This window comes from Mycobacterium sp. NGS29 (assembly GCF_059812965.1).
Map to the genome: position 1 here is coordinate 430,112 of NZ_JCALDR010000001.1, position 25,620 is coordinate 455,731.

Sequence of the window (25,620 nt, forward strand, 5' to 3'; positions counted from 1 at the left end):
ACACATGCTCGCTCCGAGTGTGACGTTCGAGTCGATGCTCCGAACATGTCAGAGGGAGGTGTTGAAATTGACCTGCCGAACCGGTATCGGCTCCCGCGCGAGGCCAACCGCGCGCTGGTAAACGTCATACTGGCTATGCGGGACCGGACGCCTAGATCAGGGAGGGGAGTGGCATGAGCCTCAGGTTCGCCTTCTATGGCCGAGTGAGTACCGAGGACGCCCAAGATCCGGAGGCGAGCCGCAGCTGGCAGAAACGTCGTGCCATCGATCTGATCAGTCCGCATGGCGGCGTCCTCGCCGCCGACTACTTCGATATAGGCCAGAGCCGGTCGCTTCCCTGGAAACGCAGGCCGGAGGCTTCACGTCTGCTCGCAGATGTCACTTCTCGTGGCCGTGGCTTCGATGCCGTCGTGATCGGGGAACCTGCTCGCGCGTTCTACGGACCGCAATTTGCGCTCACCTTCCCGGTGCTCACGCACTACGGGGTCGGCCTATGGGTGCCTGAAGTTGGCGGAGCGGTTGATCCCGGATCCGAGGCACACGACCTCGTGATGACGCTCTTTGGCGGAATGAGCAAGGGAGAACGTGCGCGAATCCAGATGCGCGTGCGTACCGCGATGTCGGCACTCGCGCAGGACACAACCAGATACCTCGGCGGTCGCCCACCGTACGGTTATCAACTCGTCGATGCCGGCCCGCACCCAAACCCCGCCAAGGCAAGTCTTGGGCAGCGTCTTCACCGCCTGGAGCCTGACCCCGAGACCGCCCCGACCGTCGAGCGGATCTATCGCATGTATGCCGATGGTGCTGGCTTGCGCTTCATCGCACAGCAGCTCACCGACGATGGAGTGCCATCACCGAGCCAATACGACCCGGCACGGAACCGGCATCGTGACCCACGTGGATGGTCCCATTCGGCGATCCGCGCCATTCTCGACAACCCTGCGTACCGCGGTATCCGTGTCTGGGGCAAGCAGGAGAAGTATGAGGTCCTTTTGAACCCCGATGATGTCGCCGCGGGATATGAGACTCGCATGCGGTGGCGCGATCGGGCCGACTGGATCGCACCCGATCGACGCACGCACGAAGAGCTGATCCCTGATGAGCTGGCGCAGGCTGTTCGTCTCCGGATGCAGGCGCGGCGTGGTCCCGGTCGCGTGTGCAGCAGAGAATCGACAGTGCCGTATGCGCTGCGTGGGCTGCTGTTCTGCGCCGCATGTGGACGGCGAATGCAGGGCGCCGCCCGGCCGGGGAAGCAAACAACGCGGATCCTCTACCGTTGTGAGTTCGGCAAGTCACGTTCTGTACCTGTGGACCTGAGTGATCATCCGCGCACCGTCTATCTCCGCGAAGACGCAGTGACAGCGCGACTCGACGAATGGATCGCCACTCTGGCCGATCCAGAAGACCTCGCACGCGGGCAAGACGTGGACCCGGCGGCCGGACCTGGCTACGCCGCCTTGCAGCGCCAGCTGAGCGAGGCGAATGCCAAAGTGGCTGCCTTGATCACCGCCGTGGAGTCTGGCGTGGCCGTTGAGGATCTAACTGCTGCGTTGCGTCAACGTACCGCCGAGCGCGACGAGCTGAGGGCACGCGTTGAGCGAGTGGAGCGGCCCCGCGCCATGTGTGCCGCCGAGATCAGTGAGTTAGTTAAGGAGTTAGGCGGACTGTCGGTCATCCTCGGCGCGGCAACCGGAGCTGAGCGCGCCGAGGTGTACGCAAGCTTGGGCCTGCGTCTCGACTACGACCCGCATCTTCGGCGAGTCACGGCGACTGCCGACCTGAGTCGTGTCGCCGGATGTGTCCGAGGGGGGACTTGAACCCCCACGCCCATTAGTAGGGCACTAGCACCTCAAGCTAGCGCGTCTGCCATTCCGCCACTCGGACATAACCAACCGCAAGAGTTGGCAGCTAAGGCTATCGGATCGGTCCGCCACGACCCAATCGGCCCAGCACGGGCGGCGGGAGCGCGCTGCGGAGTGGTAGGAAAGGAGACTGTGACCCTTCCCGCTGACCAGGTTTTCGTCGACGACGTGGCTGAGGTGGTCAGCACGCTGATCCGGTTCGACACCACCAACACCGGCGATCTGGCGACCACCAAGGGCGAGGCGCAGTGTGCCCAGTGGATAGCCGGGCAACTGGCCGAGGTCGGCTACCGGACCGAATACGTCGAGTCCGGAGCGCCGGGTCGCGCCAACGTGTTCGCCCGGCTGCCGGGGGCCGATCCGTCCCGGGGGGCGCTGATGATCCACGGGCACCTCGACGTGGTGCCCGCCGAACCCGCCGAGTGGAGTGTGCATCCGTTCTCCGGCGCCATCGAGGGCGGCTACGTTTGGGGCCGCGGCGCGGTCGACATGAAAGACATGGTGGGCATGACGTTGGTGCTGGCCCGCCATCTGCGCCGGACCGGCATCGTCCCGCCGCGCGACCTGGTGTTCGCATTCCTCGCGGACGAGGAGAACGGCGGCAAGTACGGGGGACAGTGGCTGGTGGACAACCGCCCCGACCTGTTCGCCGGGGTGACCGAGGCGATCGGCGAGGTCGGCGGCTTCTCGCTGACCGTGCCGCGCCGCGACGGCGGGGAGCGCCGCCTGTACCTGATCGAGACCGCCGAGAAGGGCATCTCCTGGATGCGGCTGACCGCGCAGGGCCGCCCCGGGCACGGGTCGATGGTGCACGACCACAATGCGGTCACCGTGTTGGCCGAGGCGGTCGCCCGATTGGGTCGCCACCAGTTCCCGCTGGTCATCACCCCCACGGTCGCGGAGTTCCTCGCCGCGGTCGGCGAGGAGACCGGACTGGTCCTCGACGTCACCTCGCCCGATCTCGACGGGGTCATCGACAAGCTGGGCCCGATGGCCCGCATGCTCAAAGCGGTGCTGCACGACACCGCCAACCCGACCATGCTCAAGGCCGGGTACAAGGCCAATGTGGTGCCTGCGACCGCGGAGGCGGTGGTGGACTGCCGCGTGCTGCCGGGACGGCAGGCGGCCTTCGAAGCAGAGGTGGACGCGCTGATCGGGCCCGACGTGACCCGAGAATGGATCCGCAGCCTGGACTCTTACGAGACCACTTTCGACGGCGACCTGGTCGACGCGATGAACGCCGCGGTGCTTGCCGTCGACCCGGACGGGCGGACGGTGCCCTACATGCTCTCCGGCGGTACCGATGCAAAAGCGTTCGCGCGCTTGGGAATTCGTTGCTTCGGGTTCAGTCCGCTGCGGCTGCCGCCGGAGTTGGACTTCTCGTCGCTGTTCCACGGCATCGACGAGCGGGTACCCATCGAAGCGCTGCGGTTCGGCACCCAGGTGCTGGCGCACTTCCTCACGCACTGCTGATCACACGAAAGGACTGTTCATGACTGTGCCCAATCCCTATGACGCGTTGCCCGACCTGCCGTCGTTCACCCTGACCTCGGAGTCGATCACCGACGGAGAATCGCTGGCCAACGCTCAGGTCAGCGGAATCATGGGCGCCGGCGGTGAGGACGTGAGCCCGCAACTGAGCTGGTCGGACTTCCCGGCGGAGACGCGCAGCTTCGCGGTCACCGTCTACGACCCGGACGCGCCCACCGCCTCCGGATTCTGGCACTGGGCGGTGGCCAACCTGCCGGTCGACGTCACTGAACTTCCGGCCGGCGCCGGCGACGGCAACAACCTGCCGGGCGGCGCGCTGACGCTGCTCAACGATGCCGGGCAGCGACGCTACATCGGCGCGGCCCCACCGCCCGGGCACGGGCCGCACCGCTACTACGTCGCCGTACACGCGGTGGATGTCGACAAACTCGAACTCGACGAAGACGCCAGCCCCGCCTACCTGGGTTTCAACCTCTTCCAGCACGCGATCGCCCGGGCCGTGATCCACGCGACCTACGAGCAGAAGTAGGCGCCGGGCACGCTCGATGCGCGGCTGCGTGCTGGTGCTGCCGGGTGGGCAGGTCCGCAGCGAGCAAACGTTTCGGTGGTGGCAGCCGGCCGGGTTGCGGATGGCTTTCCTTGTCTACGCCCTGCGGCGTCGGCTCGGACGCGGTGTCAAAGTGGTTCTGGTGCGCTACCGGCTGCGGGGGTGGAACAGCCCACGCCAGGATCCGGTAGGTGACGCCCGGACCGTGCTCCGTCTGCTCCGCGCCCGCTGCGAGCCGGAAAAGGTTGTGCTGGTTGGACATTCGATGGGCGGGCGGGTCGCGGCGCACCTGGCCGCTGAGGGTGGCATCGATGCGGTGGTGGCCTTGGCGCCGTGGTGGCATGGCGACAAGGGCGATCTGATCCCGGTCGGTACGCGGCTGCTGGTGGTGCACGGCAGCGCGGATACTCGCACCGACCCGCAGATCTCCCGTGCGCAGACGCAGCGCGCCCGGCAGCGCGGGGTGGACGCCCAGTGGGTGGGCATCGAGGGGGTCGGCCACCACATGATCCGGCATTGGCGCGAATGGCACTCGCGCACCGCCGATTTCATCGCCGACCAGTTGAGCTAACCCGGCGGTGTCTCTCTGCCGACCGCGGATCCGACGGCGTCACCCAGCCCGCGGAAGCCGCCGTCGCGCAACCGCTGGGCGAGGCCGTCGTGAATGTGCTTGGCCCACAGGCCTCCTCCGTAGACGAAGCCGGTGTAACCCTGCAGCAGCGAGGCTCCGGACACGATGCGCTCCCAGGCGTCGTCAGCGGTCTCGATGCCGCCCACGCTGATCAGCGCCAACCGATCCCCGACACGCGCATACAGTCGGCGCAGCACCGCCACAGCGCGTCGCGCCACCGGCGGGCCGGAGATGCCGCCGGGGCCCAACTCGTCGACGCCGGGCGTGCGCAGGCCGTCCCGCGACACAGTGGTGTTGGTGGCCACGATGCCCGCCAGACCCAACTCCACGGCCAGATCGGCGATGTCGTCGATTTCGGCATCGGCGAGGTCGGGAGCGATCTTGACCAGCACCGGCGTCGTGGGGGCTTCGGCCAGCACGGCCGAGAGCACCGGCCGCAGGGACTCCACCGCCTGCAGATCACGCAGGCCCGGTGTGTTTGGCGAACTGACGTTGACCACCAGATACGACGCCAGCGGCGCCAACAGCCGGGCGCTGGCCCGGTAGTCTTCCACCGCGTCGGCGGCGGTCTTGGTCTTGCCGATGTTCACCCCGAGCGGCACCTCGGGCACCCACTGGGCCAGCCGCGCGGCCAGCGCGCCGGCGCCGTGGTTGTTGAAGCCCATCCGGTTGAGCAGGGCGCGATCCTCGGGCAGCCGGAACAACCGCGGAGTCGGATTGCCGGGCTGCGCGTGGGCGGTGACGGTGCCGATCTCGGCGTACCCGAAACCCATTGCGCCCCAGACTGACAGGCCGGTCCCGTCCTTGTCGAAGCCGGCCGCCAACCCCAGGGGCGCCGGAAAACGCACCCCGAACACGGTGCTGGCCAGGATCGGATCCGTCGGGGCCAGTCTCCGGCTCAGCGCGCGGCGGGCCGGCCCGCCGGCGGTGGCACCGCGCAGCGCAGCAAAGACCAGGGTGTGCACGCGTTCGGCCGGCACCTGGAACAGCACGCCACGCAGCAGACCGTACACGCTCACGGTTCCGACGGTTCGGTTACACGAATCTTCTTGCGCCGCAACAATACCCGCCTGCTGCCATCGGTGTAGAGCCGCACCCGGGTCAGCTCCCAGCCGCGGTACTCCGCCTCGATCGACAGCCGGGTGGACGCGCTGAGCCGGGTGACATCCGGCGGCAGCCGCAGCGGGGCCCACTCGTACTCGTCGGACATGTCCGCTTCCCACCCGGCGGGCAGTCGGCTCCACCGCGGCGCCGTCACTGCCGGCCCGCCGCGTGCTCGATGACCTGAACTCCCGCACCGGACGCGGACACCACATACAAGGTGTCCGACGCCTCGTCGAAGGCCAGCGAGTTCGGTTGCTGCACGGTTGGGTAACGCACCTTTTCCACGGGGATTCCGGTGCTCAGATCGTAACCAACGACCTCGTTGGACGCCGTCTGGGACACCCACGCCAAGGTGTTGGACCCGACCAGACCGTAGGGCGCCCGGCGCACCGGGAACGCCTGACGCAGGATCAGCGGGTTCACGCCGTACACCAGCAGCAGGCCGCCGCGGGTGTCGGCGACCAGCACCCGGCCCGCCGGGTCGACGGTGAGCGTCGTCGCCCCCTCCCCGGCCCGCAGCGCCTGCTCGGCGCGGCCGTCGGCGCCGATCGACGTCACCGAGGTCTGCCCGCAGTCCAGCACAACGGTCGTATCGCCTTGTGTCGCAAGCGCATCGACGCGCGCGAAGATCTTGGTGCGGTTGGCGATGTTTGTTGGCCGTACGCCGCCGTCGAGCGTGTATACCGCGCCGTCGGCGCTGCCCAACACCAGCCTGCCGTCGGCACGCCGCGCGATCGCGGTGAAATCCACCCGCTCGGCGACGCGCACCGCGGTGCTGGTGCCGCGCGCCAGGTCGACGGTCAGGTAACCGCCCGAGGTCGCCAGGTAGGCCGTCCCGCGCCCGTCGCCGGCCAACGCGGTCGCGGGTCCGGGCAGTGGGATCTCGCGCGGTGCGGCCTGCGCGCCGATCAGGGCGATGCTGGCGGGTGCGGCCGGGTCGGGGCCGGGGGACAGGACCACCAACTGGCCGGTGCCGGCGTCGAATACGGCGCGTTGCGGGTGCCCCCCGAGTGGTCGCACCGTGCCGGCCGGATTCGCAGCGGGCGGTGCCACCGCGGGACCGGCGGGTTGGATGGTGGGTGGCGCGGCCGTCAGCCCATCTGACGAACACCCAGCCACCAGCATCAGCAGCGTCAGCAGCGCCACCGCGCACCGATTCGGTGACCTCAACCGACCACTCCCGCGACGTCGGCGGCAACCCTGGCTTGTCGAAGGAACGGCACCGCGCTCAATTCCGTCATTTTGGCGGTGTGAAACGGTACGGCGGGGGTATTCTGCCCGTATGACCGTCATCGTTGACCGGCATATTGCAAACCATGAGTTTGTTTTCGAGGACATCAGCGCTGGAATCTTCGCCAGCGGGTATGGACAGGTCGGGGATGGCCGCAGCTTCTCCTTCCACATCGAGCACCATGCGCTCGTCGTTGAAATCTACCGGCCCCGCCTCTCGGGACCCGTTCCGCAGGATGAAGACGTGGTGGCGCGCGCTGTGCGCAGCGTCCGCGACATCGACCTCACCGATGAACGCAGCCTAGCCGCCGCGGTACGCGACTCCGTCGCCCACGCGGTACCCGTCGCGCGCTGAACCGGTCTCCGCAAGCTCCACCCTCAACCAGGTACGGTCGTCGTCGTGTCCGCCGTCGTGCCCATGTCCTGGGGACAAGTCGTCGTCCTTTCCGTGGTGCAGGGACTCACGGAGTTTCTGCCGGTCTCGTCCTCGGGGCATCTGGCGATCGTGTCGCGGGTGTTCTTCAGCGGGGACGCCGGTGCGTCGTTCACCGCGGTCAGCCAACTGGGGACCGAGGCCGCGGTTCTGCTCTACTTCGGGCGCGACATCGTGCGCATCCTGCGTTCGTGGTTCAACGGGCTGATCGTGAAGTCTCAGCGCGACGCCGACTACCGGCTGGGCTGGTACGTCATCATCGGCACCATTCCGATCTGCGTGCTGGGCCTGCTGTTCAAAGATCTGATCCGGTCCGGCGTGCGCAATCTGTGGGTGGTGGCCGCGGCGCTGGTGGTGTTCTCGGGGGTGATCGCGCTGGCCGAATATCTGGGCCGGCAACGACGCGACATGGAACATCTGAACTGGCGTGACGCCGTCATCGTGGGCGGCGCGCAGTGCCTGGCGCTGGTACCGGGAGTGTCGCGCTCCGGGGCGACCATCAGCGCGGGGTTGTTCCTGGGGCTGGAACGCGAACTGGCCGCCCGCTTCGGTTTCCTGCTGGCCATCCCGGCGGTGCTCGCCTCCGGCCTGTTCTCGCTGCCCGACGCTTTCCACCCGGTCACCGAAGGGATGAGCGCCACCGGCCCACAGCTGCTGGCATCGACCCTGATCGCGTTCGGGATCGGCCTGGCCGCGGTGTCGTGGTTCCTGCGTTTTCTGGTGCGGCACAACATGTACTGGTTCGTCGGGTATCGGGTGCTGGTCGGTGGCGCAGTGCTGATCCTGCTGGCGACCGGGACGGTCGCGGCGACATGACCGTGCTGCTGGTGCGTCACGGCCGGTCCACGTCGAACACAGCGGGGACCCTGGCCGGCCGCTCCGAGGGCGTCGACCTCGACGACAAGGGACGCCAGCAGGCCGCCGGGCTGGTCGATCGGATCGGTGATCTGTCGATCCAAGCGGTGGTGACTTCGCCGCTGCTGCGGTGCCGTCGCACCGTGGAGCCGCTGGCTGAGGCGCTGTGTCTGGAGCCGCTGGTCGAGGACCGGATCGCCGAAGTCGACTACGGCGAATGGACCGGCCGCAAGATCGGCGAGCTGGTCAGCGAGCCGCTGTGGCGTGTGGTGCAGGCCCATCCCAGCGCGGCGGTGTTTCCGGGCGGGGAAGGCCTGGCACAGGTCCAGGCTCGCGCGGTGGCCGCCATCCGGGAGCACGACCGCCGCCTCGGCGAGCAGCACGGCGGTGACGCGCTGTGGGTGGCCTGCACCCATGGCGACGTCATCAAAGCGGTGATCGCCGACGCCTACGGGATGCACCTGGACAGCTTCCAGCGCGTCAACGCTGATCCGGCGTCGGTGAGCGTGGTGCGCTACTCGCCGCTGCGCCCGTTTGTGTTGCACGTCAATCACACCGGGGCGCGGCTGTCGGCCGGCCTGCACGCGGCGCCTCCAGCTCAGCCGGAGGAAAAGCCCGCGGAGGCGTCGGACGGCGAAGTGGCTTCCAGCGACGCCGTGGTGGGTGGCTCCACCGGTTAGCGGGGCGCGCCCTGGGAATACGAGTCGCACAGCGACATCACCTGCACGGTATTTTGGAAGAGCCATGGCCCGCGCAATTCACGTATTCCGTACACCCGACCGCTTCGTGGCCGGGACCGTCGGGCAGCCCGGAAACCGCACCTTCTACATCCAGGCGGAGCACGACTCCCGAGTGGTGTCGGTGGTGCTGGAAAAACAGCAGGTCGCGGTGCTGGCCGAACGGATCGGCGCGCTGCTGCTCGAGGTCAATCGGCGCTTCGGCACGCCGGTGCCCCCCGAACCCACCGAGGTCGACGACCTGAGCCCATTGACCATGCCGGTGGACGCCGAATTCCGGGTCGGGACGATGGGGCTGGGCTGGGATTCCGAGGCGCAGACCGTGGTGGTCGAGCTGCTGGCTGTCACTGATGCAGAGTTCGACGCTTCAGTGGTGCTCGACGACACCGACGAAGGTCCCGATGCGGTGCGGGTGTTTCTGACCCCGGAGTCGGCCCGCCAGTTCGCGACCCGGTCCAACCGCGTCATCTCGGCCGGCCGTCCGCCGTGCCCGTTGTGCGATGAACCGCTGGATCCCGAGGGACACATCTGCGCACGCACCAACGGCTACCGGCGCGACGCGCTCTTCGGGTCCACCGATGAACCCGAGGTCTGACGAACGCGAGGCGCTGCGGGACGGCGAACTGACAGTCCTCGGCCGGATACGCTCGGCGAGCAACGCCACCTTCCTCTGCGAGGCAGCGCTGGGTTCGGTGGCCGTGCACTGCGTCTACAAGCCGGTCGCCGGGGAGCAACCCCTGTGGGACTTTCCCGACGGCACGTTGGCCGGCCGCGAACTCGGGGCCTATCTGGTATCGCAGGCGCTGGGGTGGAACATTGTGCCGCACACCATCATTCGCGACGGGCCCGCCGGTCCCGGCATGCTGCAGCTGTGGGTGCAGCAGCCCGGCGATGCCGCCGACTCCGATCCGCGGCCCGGCCCCGACCTGGTGGATCTGTTTCCCACCGGCAAACCGGAGCCCGGTTACCTGCCGGTGCTGCGGGCCTACGACTATGCCGGTGACGAGGTGGTGCTGATGCACGCAGACGACGCGCGACTGCGGCGCATGGCGGTCTTCGACATCCTGGTCAACAACGCCGACCGCAAGGGCGGCCACGTCCTGCACGGACTGGACGACAACGTCTACGGGGTCGACCACGGCGTGAGCCTGCACGTGCAGGACAAGCTGCGCACCGTGCTGTGGGGGTGGGCCGGCAAGCCGATCGACGAACCGACGCTGGAAGCGGTCGCCGGGCTGGTCGACGCGCTGCGCGGCCCGCTGGCCGCCGAGCTGCGGGGCCGGATCACCACCGCAGAGATCGCGGCGCTGACCCGCCGCGCGCACGCGTTGCTGGACGATCCGGTGATGCCCAGCCCGAACCGGCACCGCCCGATTCCGTGGCCGGCGTTCTGACCGGCGATACTGGGGCGGTGAACCCGGCCGCGAGCGACCTGACGGACGCCGCGCTGGCCGCGGAGCTGGCCGTCGACGCGGGAAAGCTGCTGCTCAAGGTGCGCGACGAGGTCGGTTTCGACTACCCCTGGGAGCTGGGCGATGCCGGTGACCGCCGGGCGAACTCCCTGATCTTGCGTCGCCTTGCGGTTGCGCGGCCCGAGGACGCAGTGCTCAGTGAGGAAGCTCACGACGACCTGGTCCGGCTGAAATCCGACCGGGTGTGGATCATCGACCCGCTGGACGGCACCCGCGAGTTCTCCATGCGGGGCCGCGACGACTGGGCGGTGCACATCGCGCTGTGGCAACGCCCGTCCAATGGCAGGCATCAAATTACCGACGCCGCGGTGTCGCTGCCGGCGCGCGGCAACATCGTGTACCGCACGGACACCGTCACCGCGGATGCCGCGCCCGTCGGCGTTCCCGACGTCATCCGCATCGCTGCGAGCGCCACCCGCCCGCCGGCCATCCTCTACCGCATGCGTCAGCTCATCGACATCGAGCTGGTGCGGATCGGGTCGGCGGGCGCCAAGGCAATGGCGGTCATCGACGGGGTGGCCGACGCCTACGTGCACGCCGGCGGGCAGTGGGAGTGGGATTCGGCCGCGCCGGCCGGTGTGGTGCTGGCCGCCGGGATGCACGCCTCGCGCCTGGACGGCTCGCCGTTGCTGTACAACCAGCTGGACCCCTACCTGCCGGATCTGCTGATGTGCCGCAGCGAGGTGGCGCCGATCCTGCTGGACGCGATCCGCCAGTCGTGGTGGTGACCCTGGTTCGGTCACCGGGCGAGCCGACGGCGTTGGGTGTGAGCTGACGGCCTTGAGTGTGAGCCGACGGCGTTGAGTGTGAGCGCAGTGCGGCAGAATCGCGAAAGAAGCGCCCTCAGCTCACTCTAAAATCCGTGTCTTCACACTCAATTGCCGGCCCGCGCTGCTCATGAACGGCTGCATCGTCCGGCGGGATTGATTGCGCGCCTCCTTCTCAGCCCGCTGCGCGGGCTGCATCGTCGCCACGCGGGGTCTGATTGCGCGCCTTCTTCTCAGCCCGCTGCGTGGGCTGCATCGTCGCCACGCCTAAAGTACGAGCCATGCGGTCGTGGTCTTCTCCGCCGGTCCCGGCCCTGCCGGGACGCGGCCCCGAGCTGCGGCTCTATGACACCGCCGACCGTCAGGTCCGACCGGTAACCCCCGGCCCGAAAGCGTCCATGTACGTGTGCGGCATCACGCCCTATGACGCCACGCATCTGGGCCACGCCGCCACCTACCTCGCCTTCGACCTGATCCACCGGCTGTGGCTCGACCTGGGCCACGATGTGCACTACGTCCAGAACATCACCGACGTCGACGACCCGCTGTTCGAGCGCGCCGACCGCGACGGCGTCAACTGGCGCGATCTCGGCGACCGGGAGACCGAGCTGTTCCGGCAGGACATGACCGCGCTACGGGTCCTGCCGCCGCACGACTATGTCGCAGCCACCGAAGCGGTCGCCGAGGTCGTGGAACTCGTCGAGAAGATGGTGGCAGCCGGCGCAGCCTACGTCGTGGACGGCGAGTACCCCGACGTCTACTACCGCGCCGACGCCACCCTGCAGTTCGGCTACGAGTCCGGCTACGACCGCGACACCATGCTGGAGCTGTTCGAACAGCGTGGTGGCGACCCGCACCGCCCCGGCAAGACCGACGAACTCGACGCGCTGCTGTGGCGCGCGGTGAGGCCCGGCGAGCCGTCCTGGCCCTCGCCGTTCGGGCCGGGCCGCCCGGGCTGGCACGTCGAGTGCGCGGCGATCGCCCTGAGCCGCATCGGCAGCGAACTCGACATCCAGGGTGGCGGCAGCGATCTGATCTTCCCGCACCACGAGTTCACCGCCGCGCACGCCGAATGCGTGACCGGTGAACGCAGATTCGCGCGCCACTACGTGCACGCCGGGATGATCGGCTGGGACGGGCACAAGATGTCCAAGAGCCGCGGCAACCTGGTGCTGGTCTCGAAGTTGCGAACCCAGGGGGTCAACCCCTCTGCGGTGCGGTTGGGCCTGCTGGCCGGCCATTACCGTGCCGACCGATATTGGAGCCAGGCGGTGCTCGACGAAGCAGAGAGTCGCCTGAACCGTTGGCGCTCGGCGACCGTGCTGCCCGCCGGGCCCGACGCCGCCGACGTGCTGGCCCGGGTGCGCCGCTACCTGGCCGACGACCTCGACACCCCCAAAGCGGTTGCCGCACTTGATGGTTGGACCACCGATGCGCTCGACTACGGCGGTCACGACGAGGCGGCGCCAGGATTGGTGGCGACCGCGGTGGACGCCCTGCTGGGAGTGGACCTGTAAGTCCGCGATGGTACGTTTTCGGCCATGACTCGGGTGCAGGGCACAGTGCAGGACAAAGTCGTTCTCATCACGGGCGCCGGGCGGGGGATCGGCGCGGAAGTCGCCCGTCGCCTGCACCGCAAAGGCGCCAAGCTCGTGCTCACCGATCTGGGTGAAGAAGAGCTGACGACGATCGCGAGCGAACTCGGCGGGGACGAGCGGGTGCTGACCGTGGTCGCCGACGTGCGGGACCTGCCGGCGATGCAGGCGGCCGTCGCTCAGGGAGTCGAGAAGTTCGGCGGCATCGACGTGGTCATGGCCAACGCCGGCATCGCCAGCTACGGGTCGGTGCTCAACATCGACCCGGAGGCCTTCAAGCGGGTGATCGACGTCAACCTGCTCGGCGTCTTCTACACCGTGCGCGCCGCCCTGCCGGCCATCATCGACCGCCGCGGGTACGTGCTGGTCGTCTCGTCGCTGGCGGCGTTCGCCGCCGCGCCGGGGATGGCCGCCTATGACATGTCCAAGGCCGGCAACGAACATCTGGCCAACGCGTTGCGCCTGGAGGTCGCGCCGCTCGGCGTCGCCGTCGGTTCGGCGCACATGTCGTGGATCGACACCGCGCTGGTCCGCGACACCAAGGGCGATCTGCCCGCGTTCGGCGAACTGCTCGCCAAATTGCCGTTCCCGCTGAACAAGACGACCTCGGTCGACAAGTGCGCCACGGCGTTCGTCAAAGGCATCGAAGGCCGCAAGGACCACATCTACTGCCCGGAATGGGTCGCGGGATTCCGGTGGCTCAAGCCGGTGCTGACCACCCGGCTCGGCACCCTGCCGACCAGCCGGGCCGCGGTCGAGGTGGTGCCCAAGATGGACGAGCAGGTCGCCGCGCTCGGGCGTTACACCAGCGCCTACACGCAGGGTCTGGAGAAACCGCCGAATCCATGACGCCGTGAAGGTCATCATTTGCGGTGCCGGCATCGCCGGGCTGGCCGCGGCAGAGCGCATGTCGAGCCTGGGCGCCGACGTCGTCGTGCTGGAACGAACGCCCGAGCCTGACGAGCGGGGCTACCTGATCGACTTCTATGGCGCCGGATACGAGGCTGCCGAGGCGATCGGCGTGCTGCCCGCCGTCAAAGACGTCTCCTACCGCATCGACGAGGCCACGCTGGTCGATGAGCAGGGTCGCCGGCGGGCCGACCTGCCGTACAACCAGATCGCCAAGGCGCTCGGCGGCCGGGTGTCCAGCATGTTGCGGGCCGACTTGACCAGCGTGTTGCGCGGCAATCTGCCCGAGGCCGTCGAGGTGCGTTTGGGCACCTCGCTGTCCGCGGTGACCGACAACGACGACGGCATCTCGGTGACGCTGGACAGCGGGGAGCAGCTGGTGGCCGATCTGCTGATCGGCGCCGACGGCATTCACTCGACGGTGCGGGCGATGGTGTTCGGGGCCGAGTCGGATTACCTGCGCTATCTCGGATTTCACTGCGCCGCTTTCGTGTGCGACGCCACCGACATCGGCCGTCAGGCCGATGTCGAGCAGATCGTCCTGACCGACACCCTCGAACGCCAGCTGGACACCTTCTTCCTTCCGGACGGTCGCGCCGCAGTGTGCGGGACATTCGCCGCTGCCGACCCGACGCTGGCCGACGACCCGCGCGGCGTCGTCCGGGAGAAGTTTGCCGGGATGGGGTGGTTGGTGCCGGCGATTCTGGACCGTTGCCCACCGTCGGAGCAGATCTACTACCAGGCGGCCGCTCAGGTCATCATGCCCCGCTGGAGCAAGGGCCGCGTGGTGCTGATCGGTGATGCTGCCGCCGCGGTCTCACCGCTTGCCCCGCACGGCCCGTCGCTGGCGGTGGCCGGGGCCTACGTGCTGGCCGAGCAGCTGCGCACTACCTCTACGGTTGAGCGGGCGCTGGACTTCTACGAGAAGCTGTGGCGGTGGGTGGTTGAGGATAAACAGAAGGTCACCCGCGATACCGGCTGCTGGACGCTGCCGACCTCGCGTCGCGTTGCGTTGCGGTTCACCGCACGCCCACTGATCAACCGGTTCATCTCCACAGCGCTGGCCGGCGAACCGACGACCGTCGTCGCGATGCTGCGCCGGGGCACGACTGAGCCCAACTGAGCCCGACTGAGGCTAGCGCCCGAATCCCGGCCGGCGCCGCTTCAGATACCGCTCGAATTCGGCGGCCAGCGCGTCGCCGTCGATCTGGCCGAGCGCCTCGTTGACGTCCACGGCGGCGTCGCCGTGCTGTTCGAGCGACTGCACGTATTCGGCCAGTTCCTGGTCGTCGGAGGCCATCTCGGTGATCTCCTGCTCCCACGCCTCGGCCTGCGCGGGCAGGTCGGCCAGTGGCACCTCGACGTCGAGTACCTCCTCGACGCGGTGCAGCAGCGCCACCGTCGCTTTCGGATTGGGCGGGTGGGACACGTAGTGCGGCACCGCCGCCCAGAACGTGACGGCCGGGATACCGGCCGCGACGCAGGCGTACTGGAAGACGCCGGCGATGCCGGTGGGCCCCTCGTAGCGGGTTTCCTCCAAGCCGAACAGCCGCGCCGACTCCGACGAATATGCCGCCCCCGAGACCGGCACCGGCCGGGTGTGCGGCGTGTCGGCCAGTAGGGCGCCGAGGATCACCACGGTGTCGACGTTGAGCTTGTCGATCACCGCCAGCAGTTCGTCGCAGAAGGTGCGCCACCGCATGTTCGGCTCGACCCCGGACATCAGCACGACGTCGCGGTCGCTGTCAGGGGGGCGGCAGTGCGAAATCCGCATCGCCGGCCATTCCAGCTCCCGGGTGACGCCGTCGACCTGGCGGATCACCGGCCGGTTGACCTGGTAGTCGTAGTAGGCCTCGTCGTCGATCTCGACGATGGGAGCGGCGTCCCAGATGTCGAACAGGTGAGCCACCGCGTCGCTGGCCGCGTCACCGGCGTCGTTCCAGCCTTCGAACGCCGCCACCACGACGGTGTTCTGCAGGCGCGGCAGCGTGTCGCCGCCGTCCTGGTCACCGTCGGGAAGTGTCATCCAGTCAGCCTAACGGCGTTGCGGGTGCCATACCGATCCGGACGTGCGGTGCGCCGGGACCGATCGCCTTAAGCGAGGATGGTCCTGCTGCGCTGAGCGCCTCCACATGTGCGGCAAATCAGCCCTCAGACCGGCATTGTGAGGACGCTCGTGGCGGAAATAGCTGCGACGGTGAGCTGGTTGACCCTGGTGACAACGACATTGCCGATAAGATCCGGGTCGGGTCTAGCTGGGCGTCCAGATGTCGGAAGACCGACGTAGACTTGCCGGGTCGAGAGGCGTTGCAACGGAGTCCGGGGTCAGCACCGGCCATCCGCCACGCTCGGCAGATCTCAAGGACGCCTTCCGCTGTGGAAGGAACGTACGTGAACGCCGCTCAGTCGAATAACGCCGCGTCGAACATTTTCGAGCCGAACATCCGCCCGGACTGCACCGACGAGCTGGCGGCCGCCCTGCGCCAGCGGATCCTGGTGATCGACGGCGCGATGGGCACGGCGATTCAGCGCGACCGCCCGGACGAGGCCGGATATCGCGGCGACCGGTTCACCGAGTGGCCGACCGCTCTGCAGGGCAATAACGACCTGCTCACGCTGACCCAACCGCAGATCATCGAGGGCATCCACCGCGAGTACCTCGAGGCGGGCGCCGACATCCTGGAGACCAACACCTTCAACGCGAACGCGATCTCGCTCGCCGACTATGACATGGCGGACCTGAGTTATGAGCTGAACTACGCCGGTGCGGCGCTGGCCCGCAAAGCCGCTGACGAGTTCAGCACGCCGGACAAGCCCCGCTACGTGGCTGGTGCCATCGGCCCGACGACGCGCACCGCGTCGATCTCGCCGGACGTCAACGACCCCGGCGCCCGCAACGTCTCCTACGACCAGCTGGTGGCCGCCTACCTCGAATCGGCCAACGGCCTGGTCGACGGCGGTGCCGACCTGCTCATGATCGAGACGATCTTCGACTCGCTGAACGCTAAGGCGGCGGTGTTCGCGGTCGAGACACTGTTCGAGGAACGTGGTCGCCGCTGGCCGCTGATCATCTCGGGCACCATCACCGATGCCTCTGGGCGGACCTTGTCCGGGCAGGTCACCGAGGCGTTCTGGAACGCGATCAGGCACGCCAGGCCCATCGCGGTCGGCCTCAACTGCGCCCTGGGTGCGCCGGAGATGCGGCCCTACATCGCCGAGGTGTCGCGGATCGCGGACACGTTCGTCTCCTGTTACCCGAACGCCGGCCTGCCCAACGCCTTCGGCGAATACGACGAGTCCCCGGAGCGCCAGGCCTCCTACATCGCCGAGTTCGCCGAGGCCGGGCTGGTCAACCTGGTCGGTGGCTGCTGTGGGACGGCGCCGCCGCACATTGCCGAGATCGCCAAGGTGGTCGAGGGGAAATCCCCGCGTGAGGTGCCGCAGATCCCGGTGGCCACGAGGCTGTCCGGGTTGGAGCCGCTCAACATCACCGACGATTCCCTGTTCGTCAACATCGGTGAGCGCACCAACATCACCGGCTCGGCCCGGTTCCGCAACCTGATCAAGGCCGAGGACTACGACACCGCCCTGTCGGTCGCCCTGCAGCAGGTCGAGGTCGGTGCGCAGGTCATCGACATCAACATGGACGAGGGCATGATCGACGGCGTCGCCGCGATGGACCGGTTCACCAAGCTGATCGCCGCCGAACCAGACATCAGCCGCGTGCCGGTGATGATCGACTCCTCCAAGTGGGAGGTCATCGAGGCCGGCCTGAAAAACGTGCAGGGCAAGCCGATCGTCAACTCGATCTCCATGAAGGAGGGCGAGGAGAAGTTCATCCGCGAGGCACGGTTGTGCCGCAAGTACGGCGCGGCCGTCGTCGTAATGGCCTTCGACGAACAGGGGCAGGCCGACAACCTCGAGCGTCGCAAGGAAATCTGCGGGCGCGCCTACCGGATCCTGACCGAAGATGTCGGCTTCCCGGCCGAAGACATCATCTTCGACCCGAACTGCTTCGCGCTGGCCACCGGCATCGAGGAGCACGCGACCTACGGCATCGACTTCATCGAGGCATGCGCCTGGATTAAAGAGAACCTGCCCGGGGTGCACATCTCCGGCGGCATCTCGAACGTGTCGTTCTCGTTCCGCGGCAACAACCCCGTGCGCGAGGCGATCCACGCGGTGTTCCTGTTCCACGCCATCAAGGCCGGCCTGGACATGGGCATCGTCAACGCCGGCGCCCTGGTGCCGTATGACTCGATCGATCCCGAGCTGCGGGACCGGATCGAAGACGTCGTGCTGAACCGTCGCGAGGACGCCGCCGAGCGGCTGCTGGAGATCGCCGAGCGGTTCAACAAGACGGAGAAGTCCGAAGACCCGAAGGCCGCTGAATGGCGCAGCCTGCCGGTGCGCGAGCGGATCACGCACGCCCTGGTCAAAGGTATCGACGCCAACGTCGACGACGACACCGAAGAGCTGCGTGCCGAGATCGCCGCGGCAGGTGGTCGCCCGATCGAGGTGATCGAGGGCCCGCTGATGGACGGCATGAACGTCGTCGGCGACCTGTTCGGCGCAGGCAAGATGTTTCTGCCTCAGGTGGTGAAGTCGGCCCGGGTGATGAAGAAGGCCGTGGCCTACCTGCTGCCGTTCATCGAGCAGGAGAAAGCGGACTCCGGGGCCGCCCAGGATGGAAAAGCCGGCAAGGACACCAACGGCACCATCGTGATGGCGACCGTCAAGGGTGACGTGCACGACATCGGTAAGAACATCGTCGGAGTCGTGTTGCAGTGCAACAACTTCGAAGTGATCGACCTCGGGGTGATGGTGCCCGCCGAGAAGATCCTGGCCGCGGCGAAGGAGCACGACGCCGACATCATCGGGCTGTCCGGATTGATCACCCCGTCGCTGGACGAGATGGTCAACTTCGCCGTCGAGATGGAACGCGAGGGGCTGGAGATCCCGCTGCTGATCGGTGGTGCGACCACCTCGCGCGCGCACACGGCGGTCAAGGTCTCACCGCGTCGCAGTGGACCGGTGGTCTGGGTCAAGGACGCCTCCCGGTCGGTGCCGGTCGCCGCCGCGCTGCTCGACGACAAGCAGCGACCGGCCCTGTTGGAAGCCACCGAAAAGGACTACGCATCGCTGCGCGAACGGCACGCCCAGAAGAACGAGCGCCCGACGCTGACCCTGGAGAAGGCCCGCGCCAACCGGACGCCGATCGACTGGGACGGTTACACGCCGCCGGTACCCGCCGCGGGCCTCGGGGTCCGCGAGTTTCTCGATTACGACCTCGCCGAGCTGCGCGAATACATCGACTGGCAGCCGTTCTTCAACGCCTGGGAGATGAAGGGCCGGTTCCCCGACATCCTCAACAACCCCGCCTCGGGTGAGGCGGCCCGCAAGCTGTACGACGATGCGCAACAGATGCTCGACACCCTGATCAAGGAGAAGTGGCTGACCGCCAACGGGGTGATCGGCTTTTTCCCGGCGAATGCAGTCGGGGACGACGTCGAGGTCTACACCGACGACACCCGTACCGAGGTGTTGACCACGTTGCACAATCTGCGTCAGCAGGGTGAGCACCGCGACGGCATCCCCAACCGGTCGCTGGGCGACTTCATCGCCCCGAAGGAAACGGGCCTGCGCGACTATGTCGGCGCCTTCGCCGTCACCTCCGGGCTGGGCGGCCAGGAAAAGATCATGGAGTTCAAAGAGGCTCTCGACGACTACAGCGCGATCCTGCTGGAGTCGATCGCCGACCGCCTCGCCGAGGCGTTCGCCGAACGGATGCACCAGCGGGTCCGCGAGGAATTCTGGGGATACCAGCCGGACGAGCACCTGGACAACGAGGCGCTCATCAGCGAGAAGTACCAGGGCATCCGGCCCGCCCCCGGTTACCCGGCCTGCCCGGAGCACACCGAGAAGGTGACGCTGTGGAAGCTGATGGACGTCAAAGAACGCACCGGCATCGAACTCACCGAGTCGATGGCGATGTGGCCCGGTGCCGCGGTCAGCGGCTGGTATTTCTCCCACCCGCAGTCGCAGTATTTCGTGGTCGGCCGGATGGCCCAGGACCAGGTCGCCGACTACGCCAAGCGCAAGGGTTGGACCCTGCGGGAAGCCGAGCGCTGGCTGGCCCCCAATCTCGGCTACAACCCGGAGGACTGAACTTGGGCGAGCAGACGCAAAAGCGCCCTTAAACCCGGCGTATCGGGTGCTTTTGCGTCTGTTCGGCACGGACGTGGAACAATCGCTGGCCGTGAAGACCTTCGAAGATCTGTTCGCCGAACTCGGCGAACGCGCCCGCACCCGGCCGGCGGGCAGCGCCACCGTGGCAGCGCTGGACGCCGGCGTGCACGCGCTGGGCAAAAAGATCTTGGAGGAGGCCGGCGAGGTGTGGCTGGCTGCCGAGCACGAACCCGACGCGGCGCTGGCCGAAGAGATCAGCCAGTTGCTGTACTGGACGCAGGTATTGATGATCGCCCGCGGCCTGTCCCTCGATGACGTCTACCGGAAGCTGTGAGCATGCTGCGCGTGGCGGTACCCAACAAGGGCGCGTTGAGCGAACCGGCCGCCGAGATCCTGTCTGAGGCCGGCTACCGCCGACGCACCGATCCCAAAGACCTGACCGTCATCGATCCCGCCAACAACGTCGAATTCTTCTTCCTGCGGCCCAAGGACATCGCCATCTACGTCGGTTCCGGGGAACTCGACTTCGGCATCACCGGACGCGATTTGGCGCTGGACTCCGACGCGCCGGTGCGGGAACGGCTGGCGCTGGGCTTCGGGTCGTCGAGGTTCCGCTATGCCGGCCCGGCCGGGCTGGACTGGACGACGGCGGATCTGGCGGGTAAGCGCATCGCCACCGCCTACCCCAATTTGGTGCGAAAAGATCTGGCCGACAAAGGCATTGATGCCACTGTCATCAGACTCGATGGCGCCGTGGAGATTTCCGTGCAACTGGGGGTTGCCGACGCCATCGCCGATGTGGTGGGCTCCGGACGCACCCTGAGCCTGCATGATCTGGTGGCTTTCGGTGAGCCGCTGTGCGATTCGGAAGCGGTGCTGATCGAACGCGCAGACAGCCAATCCGGCGCTGCCAGTGACCAATTGATCGCCCGGGTGCAGGGCGTGGTGTTCGGTCAGCAATACCTGATGCTCGACTACGACTGCCCGCGCTCGGTGCTGGACAAGGCGACCGCGATCACCCCGGGTCTGGAGTCGCCGACCATCGCCCCGCTGGCCGACCCGCAGTGGGTCGCGGTCCGCGCGCTGGTGCCGCGCCGCGACGTCAACGGAATCATGGACCAGCTGGCCGTGATCGGGGCCAAGGCGATCCTGGCCTCAGACATCAGGTTCTGCAGATTCTGACCCGCTGCCCGGACGTTAGCTGTGCTAGCGTCCCGCTGGAACCCGTGCATCCACGGAAGTCCGGCCGCCGTGTCCAGGCGCTACGTCTGTCCCAGGAGGGATTGCTGTGACGCAAGTTACTGTCCTGCTGCTGGCCATGCTCATCGGTGTCGTGGCGGGTCTGCGATCCCTGACGGCGCCTGCTGCAGTCGCCTGGGCGGTGGCGCTGAGCTGGCTCAACCTGACCGGAACCTGGGCTGCCTGGGTCGGCAACCTGGTGACCGTGGTGATCCTGAGCCTGCTGGCAGTCGCCGAGCTGGTCAACGACAAACTGCCCAAGACGCCGCCACGCACCGCGACACCGGTGTTCGCGGTCCGGCTGATCACCGGCGGGTTCGCCGGCGCGGTCCTCGGCACCGCGTGGGGGCACAAGTGGGCGGCTCTGGGGGCGGGCATCGTCGGGGCCGTGCTCGGCACCATCGGCGGCTACCAGGCCCGGCGCGCGCTGGTGGCCAAGAACGGCGGCCACGACCTGCCGATCGCCCTGCTCGAAGACGCGGTTGCCGTGCTGGGCGCGTTCGCCATCGTCGCCGTCGCGGCAGCTTTGTGACGCAGACGTTCGACGCGATCGTCATCGGCGCCGGCCAGGCCGGACCGCCGTTGGCCGGGCGGCTGACCGCCGCCGGACAGCGGGTCGCAGTCATCGAGCGCCAGCACGTCGGCGGCACCTGCGTCAACTACGGCTGCATCCCCACCAAGACCCTGGTGGCCAGCGCCCATGCCGCGCACCTGGCGCGGCGTGGCGCGGATTACGGAGTCGGGACCGGACCGGTCACCATCGACATGGGCAAGGTCAAAGCCCGCAAAGACGACATCATGCTCAAGGACCGCCACGGCGTCGAATCCTGGTTGGACGGCATGAAGGGCTGCACCGTCTTCCGCGGACACGCACGATTCGAGGATCCGCACACCGTGCGGGTCGGGAACGAACTGCTGCGCGCCGACCGGATCTTCCTCAACGTCGGCGGCCGTGCGGTGGTGCCGGACATCCCCGGCTTGGCGGAGGTCGACTACCTGACCAATGTTTCGGTGCTCGACCTCGACACGGTGCCCGAGCATCTCGTGATCGTCGGCGGTAGTTACATCGCGCTGGAGTTCGCGCAGATGTACCGCCGCTTCGGTGCCCGGGTGACCGTCGTCGAGCGGGGGCCGCGGTTGGCCGCCCGTGAGGACGAAGACGTGTCGGCGACCATCCGCGAGATCCTGGAAGCTGAAGGCATCATCGTCGTCACCGGCGCCGACGGTGTACGAGTCAGTAAGCGTGACAACGGATTTGAACTCACGCCGAGTGCCGGTGCCGATGCGATCGCGGGGACTCATCTACTGATTGCGGTGGGCCGCCAGCCCAACACCGACGAACTCGGCCTAGACGCGGCCGGTGTGCAGATCGACGCGCGCGGCTACATCGAAGTCGACGACCAACTCAAGACCAACGTCGACCACATCTGGGCGCTGGGGGACTGCAACGGCAAGGGTGCTTTCACCCACACCTCCTACAACGACTTCGAGATCGTAGCCGCCAACCTGCTCGATGACGACTCCCGCAAGGTCAGCGATCGCATCACCACCTACGCCCTCTACATCGACCCGCCGCTGGGGCGCGCCGGTATGACCGTCCGGCAGGCCTGCGACTCGGGCCGCACGGTGCTGGTCGGCAAGCGGCCGATGACGCGGGTCGGCCGGGCCGTGGAAAAGGGTGAGACACAGGGGTTCATGAAGATCGTGGTCGACGCCGACACCGACGAGATCTTGGGCGCGGCGATCTTCGGTGTCGGCGGTGACGAGGCCGTGCACTGCGTCTTGGACGTCATGTCAGCCAAAGCGCCGTACACCACGCTGTCGCGCACCATGCACATCCATCCGACGGTCAGCGAACTGATTCCCACGGTGCTGCAGGAGTTGACGGCGCTGGACTAGGGGATCTGCAGGTCAGATCCCGGCACCGCACGGCCCGCGCCGCCGGTGGCTGAGAGAGGCCAGCGCCTGCGCCGCTGCGCTATCGCCGTTGGATCAACAGCGTCTGCGCGGAGGTGCCGATGAATCCCGCGGTATCGAAGATCTCGCCCGTGGTCACCCCGGCGCCGTCCGGGCCGACGGACGCGCGGGCACGCAGCGCGAAGTCGTTGCCGACGGGCAGTCGATGCAGATGCACCACGGTGTCGGTGTTCATGAACGCGAATTCGCCCGGATCCAGAATTTTGCCGACCCCGTTCGCGCAGTCCACCACGGCGGCGAGGCGCTGCAGGGCCGTCGTCTCCTCGGCGTCGACGATGTGCACGATCGGACTGAACCAGGACAGCGCCTCGGCGCCGTCGTCCACGCGCTGCGGGCGCCAGGTGATCGCATCGAAATAGCCCCCGGCATCGGCGAATACGTCCGGGACGGGCTGGGCGGGACCTTCTGGTACCGGCGGATAGCGGTCCGAGGCGGCGTCGGCGGTGTCGGATACCGCGATCAACCACGCGGACAGGCGCGCGACGGCGCGGGTGGAGCCATCCGTCCGGTCGACGTGCATCTCAGCCGACATCATCGCCACCCGCGATCCCGGCCGCTGCATCCAGGCGCGGGCACGCACCGGGGCGACCGGGATTGCGCCCAGAATGTCCAGGCTGAGTCGGCCGATTCGCAAGCCTGATCCCGCCGAGAGTTCTTCCACCAGCTTGGTCAGCAGCGCCATCGGCGGAGACCCGTGCTGCAGATCCGGCCCCCAGTTGCTGCGCGTGAATTCCGTCGATTCAAACCGTTCATCGCCGTCGCCGAGTCGGGGTAGACGGCGGTAAAAGCTGCCGCTCATGCCGCCGGTTCGGTCGGCCAGCCCGGGTAGGGCGGCGGGGTGCCACCGAAGGCTGGGCAGTGCACCTGGTGGGCACACCAGTTGCACAACCGCGATGGGCTGGGCCGGAAATCGCCTGTCTGGCCGGCAGCTTGGATCGCGCGCCACATCGCCATCAGTGTCTTCTCGAATCGCAGCAGTTCGTCACGGTCCGGCGTGTAGTCCAGCAGTTGACCGTCGGCGAGGTAGATCAGCCGCAGCCGGGTAGGCAGCACGCCACGCGAGCGAAACAACGCCACCGCATAGAACTTCATCTGGAACATGGCCTTGAATTCGGCCAGGGCGCGCGCTTCCGGCGGCGCCTTGCCGGTTTTGTAGTCGACCACGCGCAGCTCACCGGTGGCAGCGACGTCGATCCGGTCGATGTAGCCGCGCAGCAAGGTGCCGTCGGCCAGTTCGACCTCGACCCGCTGCTCGCAGCACTGCGGGTCGAAACGGGTCGGATCCTCGAGCCGGTAGTAACCCGCCAGCAGCGCCCGCGCCTCGTCGAGCAGCTGGGTCCGCTGATCGGGTTCCAGTCCGGCGAGCAGGTCCGGCTCGCGGGCCAGCACCTGCTCCCACGCCGGCTCGACCAAAGCGCTGGCGGTCTGCGGATCGCGCTGCCCGGCGGGCAAGCCGTACAGCCGCTCCAAGGCGGCGTGCACCAAGGACCCGCGCAGCTGGGGTGTGGACGGCGCCTCCGGTAGCCGGTCGATCGCCCGGAACCGGTACAGCAGCGGGCACTGCTTGAAGTCCGCAGCCCGCGACGGGGACAACGCCGGCCGCGAGCTGTGCGCAACCGGCGGGGCAGCCGCCAGCTGATTGGTCATATTCGCAGCTTATGACCGGCCTACGACAAATCGTGGTCAACCCCGATAAACGTGGTCGGCGAGTCGACTGGCACGCTGGACGGCGTGTCAGCCACCGGTCCGTTCACTGTCGGCGAGCGCGTCCAGCTCACCGACGCCAAGGGCCGCCACTACACCATCACGCTCACGCCGGGCAGCGAATTCCACACTCATCGCGGCCGCATCGCCCACGACACGATCATCGGACTGGAGCAGGGCAGCGTGGTCAAGTCCAGCAACGGCGCGCTGTTCCTGGTGCTTCGCCCGCTGCTGGTCGACTACGTCATGTCCATGCCGCGCGGACCGCAGGTGATCTACCCCAAAGACGCCGCCCAGATCGTGCACGAGGGCGACATCTTTCCCGGCGCGCGGGTGCTGGAAGCCGGCGCCGGTTCCGGTGCCCTCACCCTGTCGCTGCTGCGGGCGGTCGGCCCCCGAGGGCAGGTCGTGTCCTACGAGCAGCGCGCCGACCACGCCCAACACGCCCGGCGCAATGTCGGCAGCTACTACGGCGAGCTGCCGGACAACTGGCAATTGATCCTCGGTGACCTCGCCGATTCCGACTTGCCCGACGGATCCTTCGACCGCGCGGTGCTGGACATGCTGGCGCCGTGGGACGTGCTTGATGCGGTGTCGCGACTGGTGGTCGCCGGCGGCGTGCTGGTGATCTACGTCGCCACCGTCACCCAGCTCTCCAAGACGGTGGAGGCGGTGCGCGCCCAACAGTGCTGGACCGAACCGCGGTCCTGGGAGACGTTGCAGCGCGGCTGGAATGTGGTCGGGTTGGCGGTGCGGCCACAACACACGATGCGCGGGCACACCGCCTTCCTGATCGCGATGCGCCGCTTGGCGCCCGGCACGGTTGCGCCGATGCCGCTGGGTCGCAAGCGCGAGGGTCGCGACGGCTGATCGGC

General features: G+C 67.8%; 25 protein-coding genes and 1 tRNA gene. 19 read left to right on the forward strand and 7 right to left on the reverse strand.

The window, feature by feature from the left end:
* The first annotated feature begins 173 nt into the window (after positions 1-173).
* The gene (locus tag AC5Y5Z_RS02015) at positions 174-1,820 is read left to right on the forward strand and encodes a recombinase family protein (protein ID WP_011560558.1); all 1,647 of its coding nucleotides are present in this window, start codon (positions 174-176) and stop codon (positions 1,818-1,820) included.
* Here AC5Y5Z_RS02015 and AC5Y5Z_RS02020 read toward each other — a convergent pair.
* Positions 1,802-1,887 (reverse strand) — tRNA-Leu (locus tag AC5Y5Z_RS02020). The two genes, AC5Y5Z_RS02015 and AC5Y5Z_RS02020, sit on opposite strands and share 19 nt — an antisense overlap.
* 110 nt (positions 1,888-1,997) lie before the next feature.
* Between AC5Y5Z_RS02020 and AC5Y5Z_RS02025 the strand changes: the two genes are divergently transcribed.
* Genes AC5Y5Z_RS02025 through AC5Y5Z_RS02035 form a run of 3 tightly spaced genes read left to right on the forward strand, consistent with a single transcriptional unit; the run spans position 1,998 to position 4,474 of the window.
* Entirely contained in the window at positions 1,998-3,338 is a 1,341-nt protein-coding gene (locus tag AC5Y5Z_RS02025; RefSeq protein ID WP_499923084.1) for a M20/M25/M40 family metallo-hydrolase, read from the forward strand.
* Between the two features lie 19 nt (positions 3,339-3,357).
* Complete coding sequence (locus AC5Y5Z_RS02030) at positions 3,358-3,885, forward strand: YbhB/YbcL family Raf kinase inhibitor-like protein (protein WP_463824435.1); 528 nt, start codon at positions 3,358-3,360, stop codon at positions 3,883-3,885.
* 28 nt (positions 3,886-3,913) lie between these two features.
* Positions 3,914-4,474, forward strand: coding sequence for an alpha/beta hydrolase (locus AC5Y5Z_RS02035; protein ID WP_463824434.1), 561 nt, complete (start codon positions 3,914-3,916; stop codon positions 4,472-4,474).
* On the opposite strand, the gene AC5Y5Z_RS02040 is transcribed toward AC5Y5Z_RS02035, so the two are convergent.
* The 3 genes from AC5Y5Z_RS02040 to AC5Y5Z_RS02050 are packed head-to-tail and all read right to left on the reverse strand — an operon-like array spanning position 4,471 to position 6,763.
* On the reverse strand, positions 4,471-5,547 hold the full coding sequence (locus AC5Y5Z_RS02040) for a quinone-dependent dihydroorotate dehydrogenase (protein WP_499923182.1): 1,077 nt from the start codon (positions 5,545-5,547) through the stop codon (positions 4,471-4,473). The genes AC5Y5Z_RS02035 and AC5Y5Z_RS02040 overlap by 4 nt on opposite strands.
* Positions 5,548-5,549: 2 nt before the next feature.
* Positions 5,550-5,792, reverse strand: coding sequence for a DUF5703 family protein (locus AC5Y5Z_RS02045; protein ID WP_463824433.1), 243 nt, complete (start codon positions 5,790-5,792; stop codon positions 5,550-5,552).
* Positions 5,789-6,763, reverse strand: a complete 975-nt coding sequence (locus tag AC5Y5Z_RS02050; protein ID WP_499923183.1) for a YncE family protein — start codon at positions 6,761-6,763, stop codon at positions 5,789-5,791. The genes AC5Y5Z_RS02045 and AC5Y5Z_RS02050 overlap by 4 nt, the downstream gene beginning before the upstream one ends.
* Before the next feature lie 157 nt (positions 6,764-6,920).
* Here AC5Y5Z_RS02050 and AC5Y5Z_RS02055 point away from each other — a divergent pair, with 157 nt between their 5' ends.
* The 9 genes from AC5Y5Z_RS02055 to AC5Y5Z_RS02095 all read left to right on the forward strand — a co-directional run bounded on the left by AC5Y5Z_RS02055 (position 6,921) and on the right by AC5Y5Z_RS02095 (position 14,759).
* A complete protein-coding gene (locus tag AC5Y5Z_RS02055) occupies positions 6,921-7,223 on the forward strand; it encodes a hypothetical protein (protein WP_463824432.1) in 303 nt (100 codons plus the stop codon).
* 63 nt (positions 7,224-7,286) lie between these two features.
* The gene (locus AC5Y5Z_RS02060; RefSeq protein WP_499923185.1) at positions 7,287-8,117 is read left to right on the forward strand and encodes an undecaprenyl-diphosphate phosphatase; all 831 of its coding nucleotides are present in this window, start codon (positions 7,287-7,289) and stop codon (positions 8,115-8,117) included.
* Positions 8,114-8,836 carry a histidine phosphatase family protein gene (locus AC5Y5Z_RS02065; protein ID WP_463824431.1) on the forward strand — a complete coding sequence of 241 codons (723 nt, stop codon included), beginning with the start codon at positions 8,114-8,116 and terminating at the stop codon, positions 8,834-8,836. Before AC5Y5Z_RS02060 ends, AC5Y5Z_RS02065 begins: the two co-directional genes overlap by 4 nt.
* Positions 8,837-8,900: 64 nt before the next feature.
* On the forward strand, positions 8,901-9,488 hold the full coding sequence (locus tag AC5Y5Z_RS02070; RefSeq protein ID WP_463824430.1) for a DUF3090 domain-containing protein: 588 nt from the start codon (positions 8,901-8,903) through the stop codon (positions 9,486-9,488).
* On the forward strand, positions 9,472-10,287 hold the full coding sequence (locus tag AC5Y5Z_RS02075) for an SCO1664 family protein (RefSeq protein WP_463824429.1): 816 nt from the start codon (positions 9,472-9,474) through the stop codon (positions 10,285-10,287). The genes AC5Y5Z_RS02070 and AC5Y5Z_RS02075 overlap by 17 nt, the downstream gene beginning before the upstream one ends.
* A gap of 17 nt (positions 10,288-10,304) precedes the next feature.
* Entirely contained in the window at positions 10,305-11,093 is a 789-nt protein-coding gene (locus AC5Y5Z_RS02080) for a 3'(2'),5'-bisphosphate nucleotidase CysQ (protein ID WP_463824428.1), read from the forward strand.
* A 320-nt stretch (positions 11,094-11,413) separates the two neighbouring features.
* On the forward strand, positions 11,414-12,649 hold the full coding sequence (gene mshC / locus AC5Y5Z_RS02085; protein ID WP_499923086.1) for a cysteine--1-D-myo-inosityl 2-amino-2-deoxy-alpha-D-glucopyranoside ligase: 1,236 nt from the start codon (positions 11,414-11,416) through the stop codon (positions 12,647-12,649).
* Between the two features lie 24 nt (positions 12,650-12,673).
* On the forward strand, positions 12,674-13,576 hold the full coding sequence (locus AC5Y5Z_RS02090; protein ID WP_499923088.1) for an SDR family oxidoreductase: 903 nt from the start codon (positions 12,674-12,676) through the stop codon (positions 13,574-13,576).
* Positions 13,577-13,580: 4 nt separating this feature from the next.
* The gene (locus AC5Y5Z_RS02095) at positions 13,581-14,759 is read left to right on the forward strand and encodes an FAD-dependent monooxygenase (RefSeq protein ID WP_499923089.1); all 1,179 of its coding nucleotides are present in this window, start codon (positions 13,581-13,583) and stop codon (positions 14,757-14,759) included.
* A 12-nt stretch (positions 14,760-14,771) separates the two neighbouring features.
* On the opposite strand, the gene AC5Y5Z_RS02100 is transcribed toward AC5Y5Z_RS02095, so the two are convergent.
* On the reverse strand, positions 14,772-15,662 hold the full coding sequence (locus AC5Y5Z_RS02100; RefSeq protein ID WP_499923091.1) for a PAC2 family protein: 891 nt from the start codon (positions 15,660-15,662) through the stop codon (positions 14,772-14,774).
* A gap of 350 nt (positions 15,663-16,012) precedes the next feature.
* Between AC5Y5Z_RS02100 and metH the strand changes: the two genes are divergently transcribed.
* The 5 genes from metH to AC5Y5Z_RS02125 all read left to right on the forward strand — a co-directional run bounded on the left by metH (position 16,013) and on the right by AC5Y5Z_RS02125 (position 22,963).
* Positions 16,013-19,804 carry a methionine synthase gene (gene metH / locus AC5Y5Z_RS02105; RefSeq protein WP_499923092.1) on the forward strand — a complete coding sequence of 1,264 codons (3,792 nt, stop codon included), beginning with the start codon at positions 16,013-16,015 and terminating at the stop codon, positions 19,802-19,804.
* Between the two features lie 73 nt (positions 19,805-19,877).
* Positions 19,878-20,159 (forward strand): phosphoribosyl-ATP diphosphatase, encoded by a 282-nt coding sequence (locus AC5Y5Z_RS02110; protein WP_463824908.1) that lies wholly within the window; start codon positions 19,878-19,880, stop codon positions 20,157-20,159.
* A 2-nt stretch (positions 20,160-20,161) separates the two neighbouring features.
* Positions 20,162-21,007: an ATP phosphoribosyltransferase gene (gene hisG / locus AC5Y5Z_RS02115; protein ID WP_463824422.1), complete on the forward strand. Its 846-nt coding sequence runs from the start codon at positions 20,162-20,164 to the stop codon at positions 21,005-21,007.
* 106 nt (positions 21,008-21,113) lie between these two features.
* Positions 21,114-21,596 (forward strand): DUF4126 domain-containing protein, encoded by a 483-nt coding sequence (locus AC5Y5Z_RS02120; protein ID WP_499923094.1) that lies wholly within the window; start codon positions 21,114-21,116, stop codon positions 21,594-21,596.
* Positions 21,593-22,963, forward strand: a complete 1,371-nt coding sequence (locus tag AC5Y5Z_RS02125) for an FAD-containing oxidoreductase (RefSeq protein WP_499923095.1) — start codon at positions 21,593-21,595, stop codon at positions 22,961-22,963. Before AC5Y5Z_RS02120 ends, AC5Y5Z_RS02125 begins: the two co-directional genes overlap by 4 nt.
* A gap of 79 nt (positions 22,964-23,042) precedes the next feature.
* Here the strand turns inward: AC5Y5Z_RS02125 and AC5Y5Z_RS02130 are convergent, their stop codons facing one another.
* The gene (locus AC5Y5Z_RS02130; protein WP_499923096.1) at positions 23,043-23,840 is read right to left on the reverse strand and encodes a thioesterase family protein; all 798 of its coding nucleotides are present in this window, start codon (positions 23,838-23,840) and stop codon (positions 23,043-23,045) included.
* A complete protein-coding gene (locus tag AC5Y5Z_RS02135) occupies positions 23,837-24,688 on the reverse strand; it encodes a RecB family exonuclease (protein ID WP_463824418.1) in 852 nt (283 codons plus the stop codon). Before AC5Y5Z_RS02135 ends, AC5Y5Z_RS02130 begins: the two co-directional genes overlap by 4 nt.
* An 84-nt stretch (positions 24,689-24,772) precedes the next feature.
* Between AC5Y5Z_RS02135 and trmI the strand changes: the two genes are divergently transcribed.
* Entirely contained in the window at positions 24,773-25,615 is an 843-nt protein-coding gene (gene trmI / locus AC5Y5Z_RS02140) for a tRNA (adenine(58)-N(1))-methyltransferase TrmI (protein WP_499923098.1), read from the forward strand.
* Positions 25,616-25,620: the final 5 nt, after the last annotated feature.

What these genes read in the sequence shown, in the direction of transcription:
- AC5Y5Z_RS02065 (WP_463824431.1), top strand. Translation starts at nt 8,114, where the DNA reads ATGACCGTGCTGCTGGTGCGTCACGGCCGGTCCACGTCGAACACAGCG.
- hisG (WP_463824422.1), top strand. Translation starts at nt 20,162, where the DNA reads ATGCTGCGCGTGGCGGTACCCAACAAGGGCGCGTTGAGCGAACCGGCC.
- AC5Y5Z_RS02015 (WP_011560558.1), top strand. Translation starts at nt 174, where the DNA reads ATGAGCCTCAGGTTCGCCTTCTATGGCCGAGTGAGTACCGAGGACGCC.
- AC5Y5Z_RS02090 (WP_499923088.1), top strand. Translation starts at nt 12,674, where the DNA reads ATGACTCGGGTGCAGGGCACAGTGCAGGACAAAGTCGTTCTCATCACG.
- AC5Y5Z_RS02060 (WP_499923185.1), top strand. Translation starts at nt 7,287, where the DNA reads ATGTCCTGGGGACAAGTCGTCGTCCTTTCCGTGGTGCAGGGACTCACG.
- mshC (WP_499923086.1), top strand. Translation starts at nt 11,414, where the DNA reads ATGCGGTCGTGGTCTTCTCCGCCGGTCCCGGCCCTGCCGGGACGCGGC.
- AC5Y5Z_RS02030 (WP_463824435.1), top strand. Translation starts at nt 3,358, where the DNA reads ATGACTGTGCCCAATCCCTATGACGCGTTGCCCGACCTGCCGTCGTTC.
- AC5Y5Z_RS02130 (WP_499923096.1), bottom strand. Translation starts at nt 23,840, where the DNA reads ATGAGCGGCAGCTTTTACCGCCGTCTACCCCGACTCGGCGACGGCGAT.
- AC5Y5Z_RS02050 (WP_499923183.1), bottom strand. Translation starts at nt 6,763, where the DNA reads ATGCTGGTGGCTGGGTGTTCGTCAGATGGGCTGACGGCCGCGCCACCC.
- AC5Y5Z_RS02070 (WP_463824430.1), top strand. Translation starts at nt 8,901, where the DNA reads ATGGCCCGCGCAATTCACGTATTCCGTACACCCGACCGCTTCGTGGCC.
- AC5Y5Z_RS02075 (WP_463824429.1), top strand. Translation starts at nt 9,472, where the DNA reads ATGAACCCGAGGTCTGACGAACGCGAGGCGCTGCGGGACGGCGAACTG.
- AC5Y5Z_RS02055 (WP_463824432.1), top strand. Translation starts at nt 6,921, where the DNA reads ATGACCGTCATCGTTGACCGGCATATTGCAAACCATGAGTTTGTTTTC.
- AC5Y5Z_RS02135 (WP_463824418.1), bottom strand. Translation starts at nt 24,688, where the DNA reads ATGACCAATCAGCTGGCGGCTGCCCCGCCGGTTGCGCACAGCTCGCGG.
- AC5Y5Z_RS02100 (WP_499923091.1), bottom strand. Translation starts at nt 15,662, where the DNA reads ATGACACTTCCCGACGGTGACCAGGACGGCGGCGACACGCTGCCGCGC.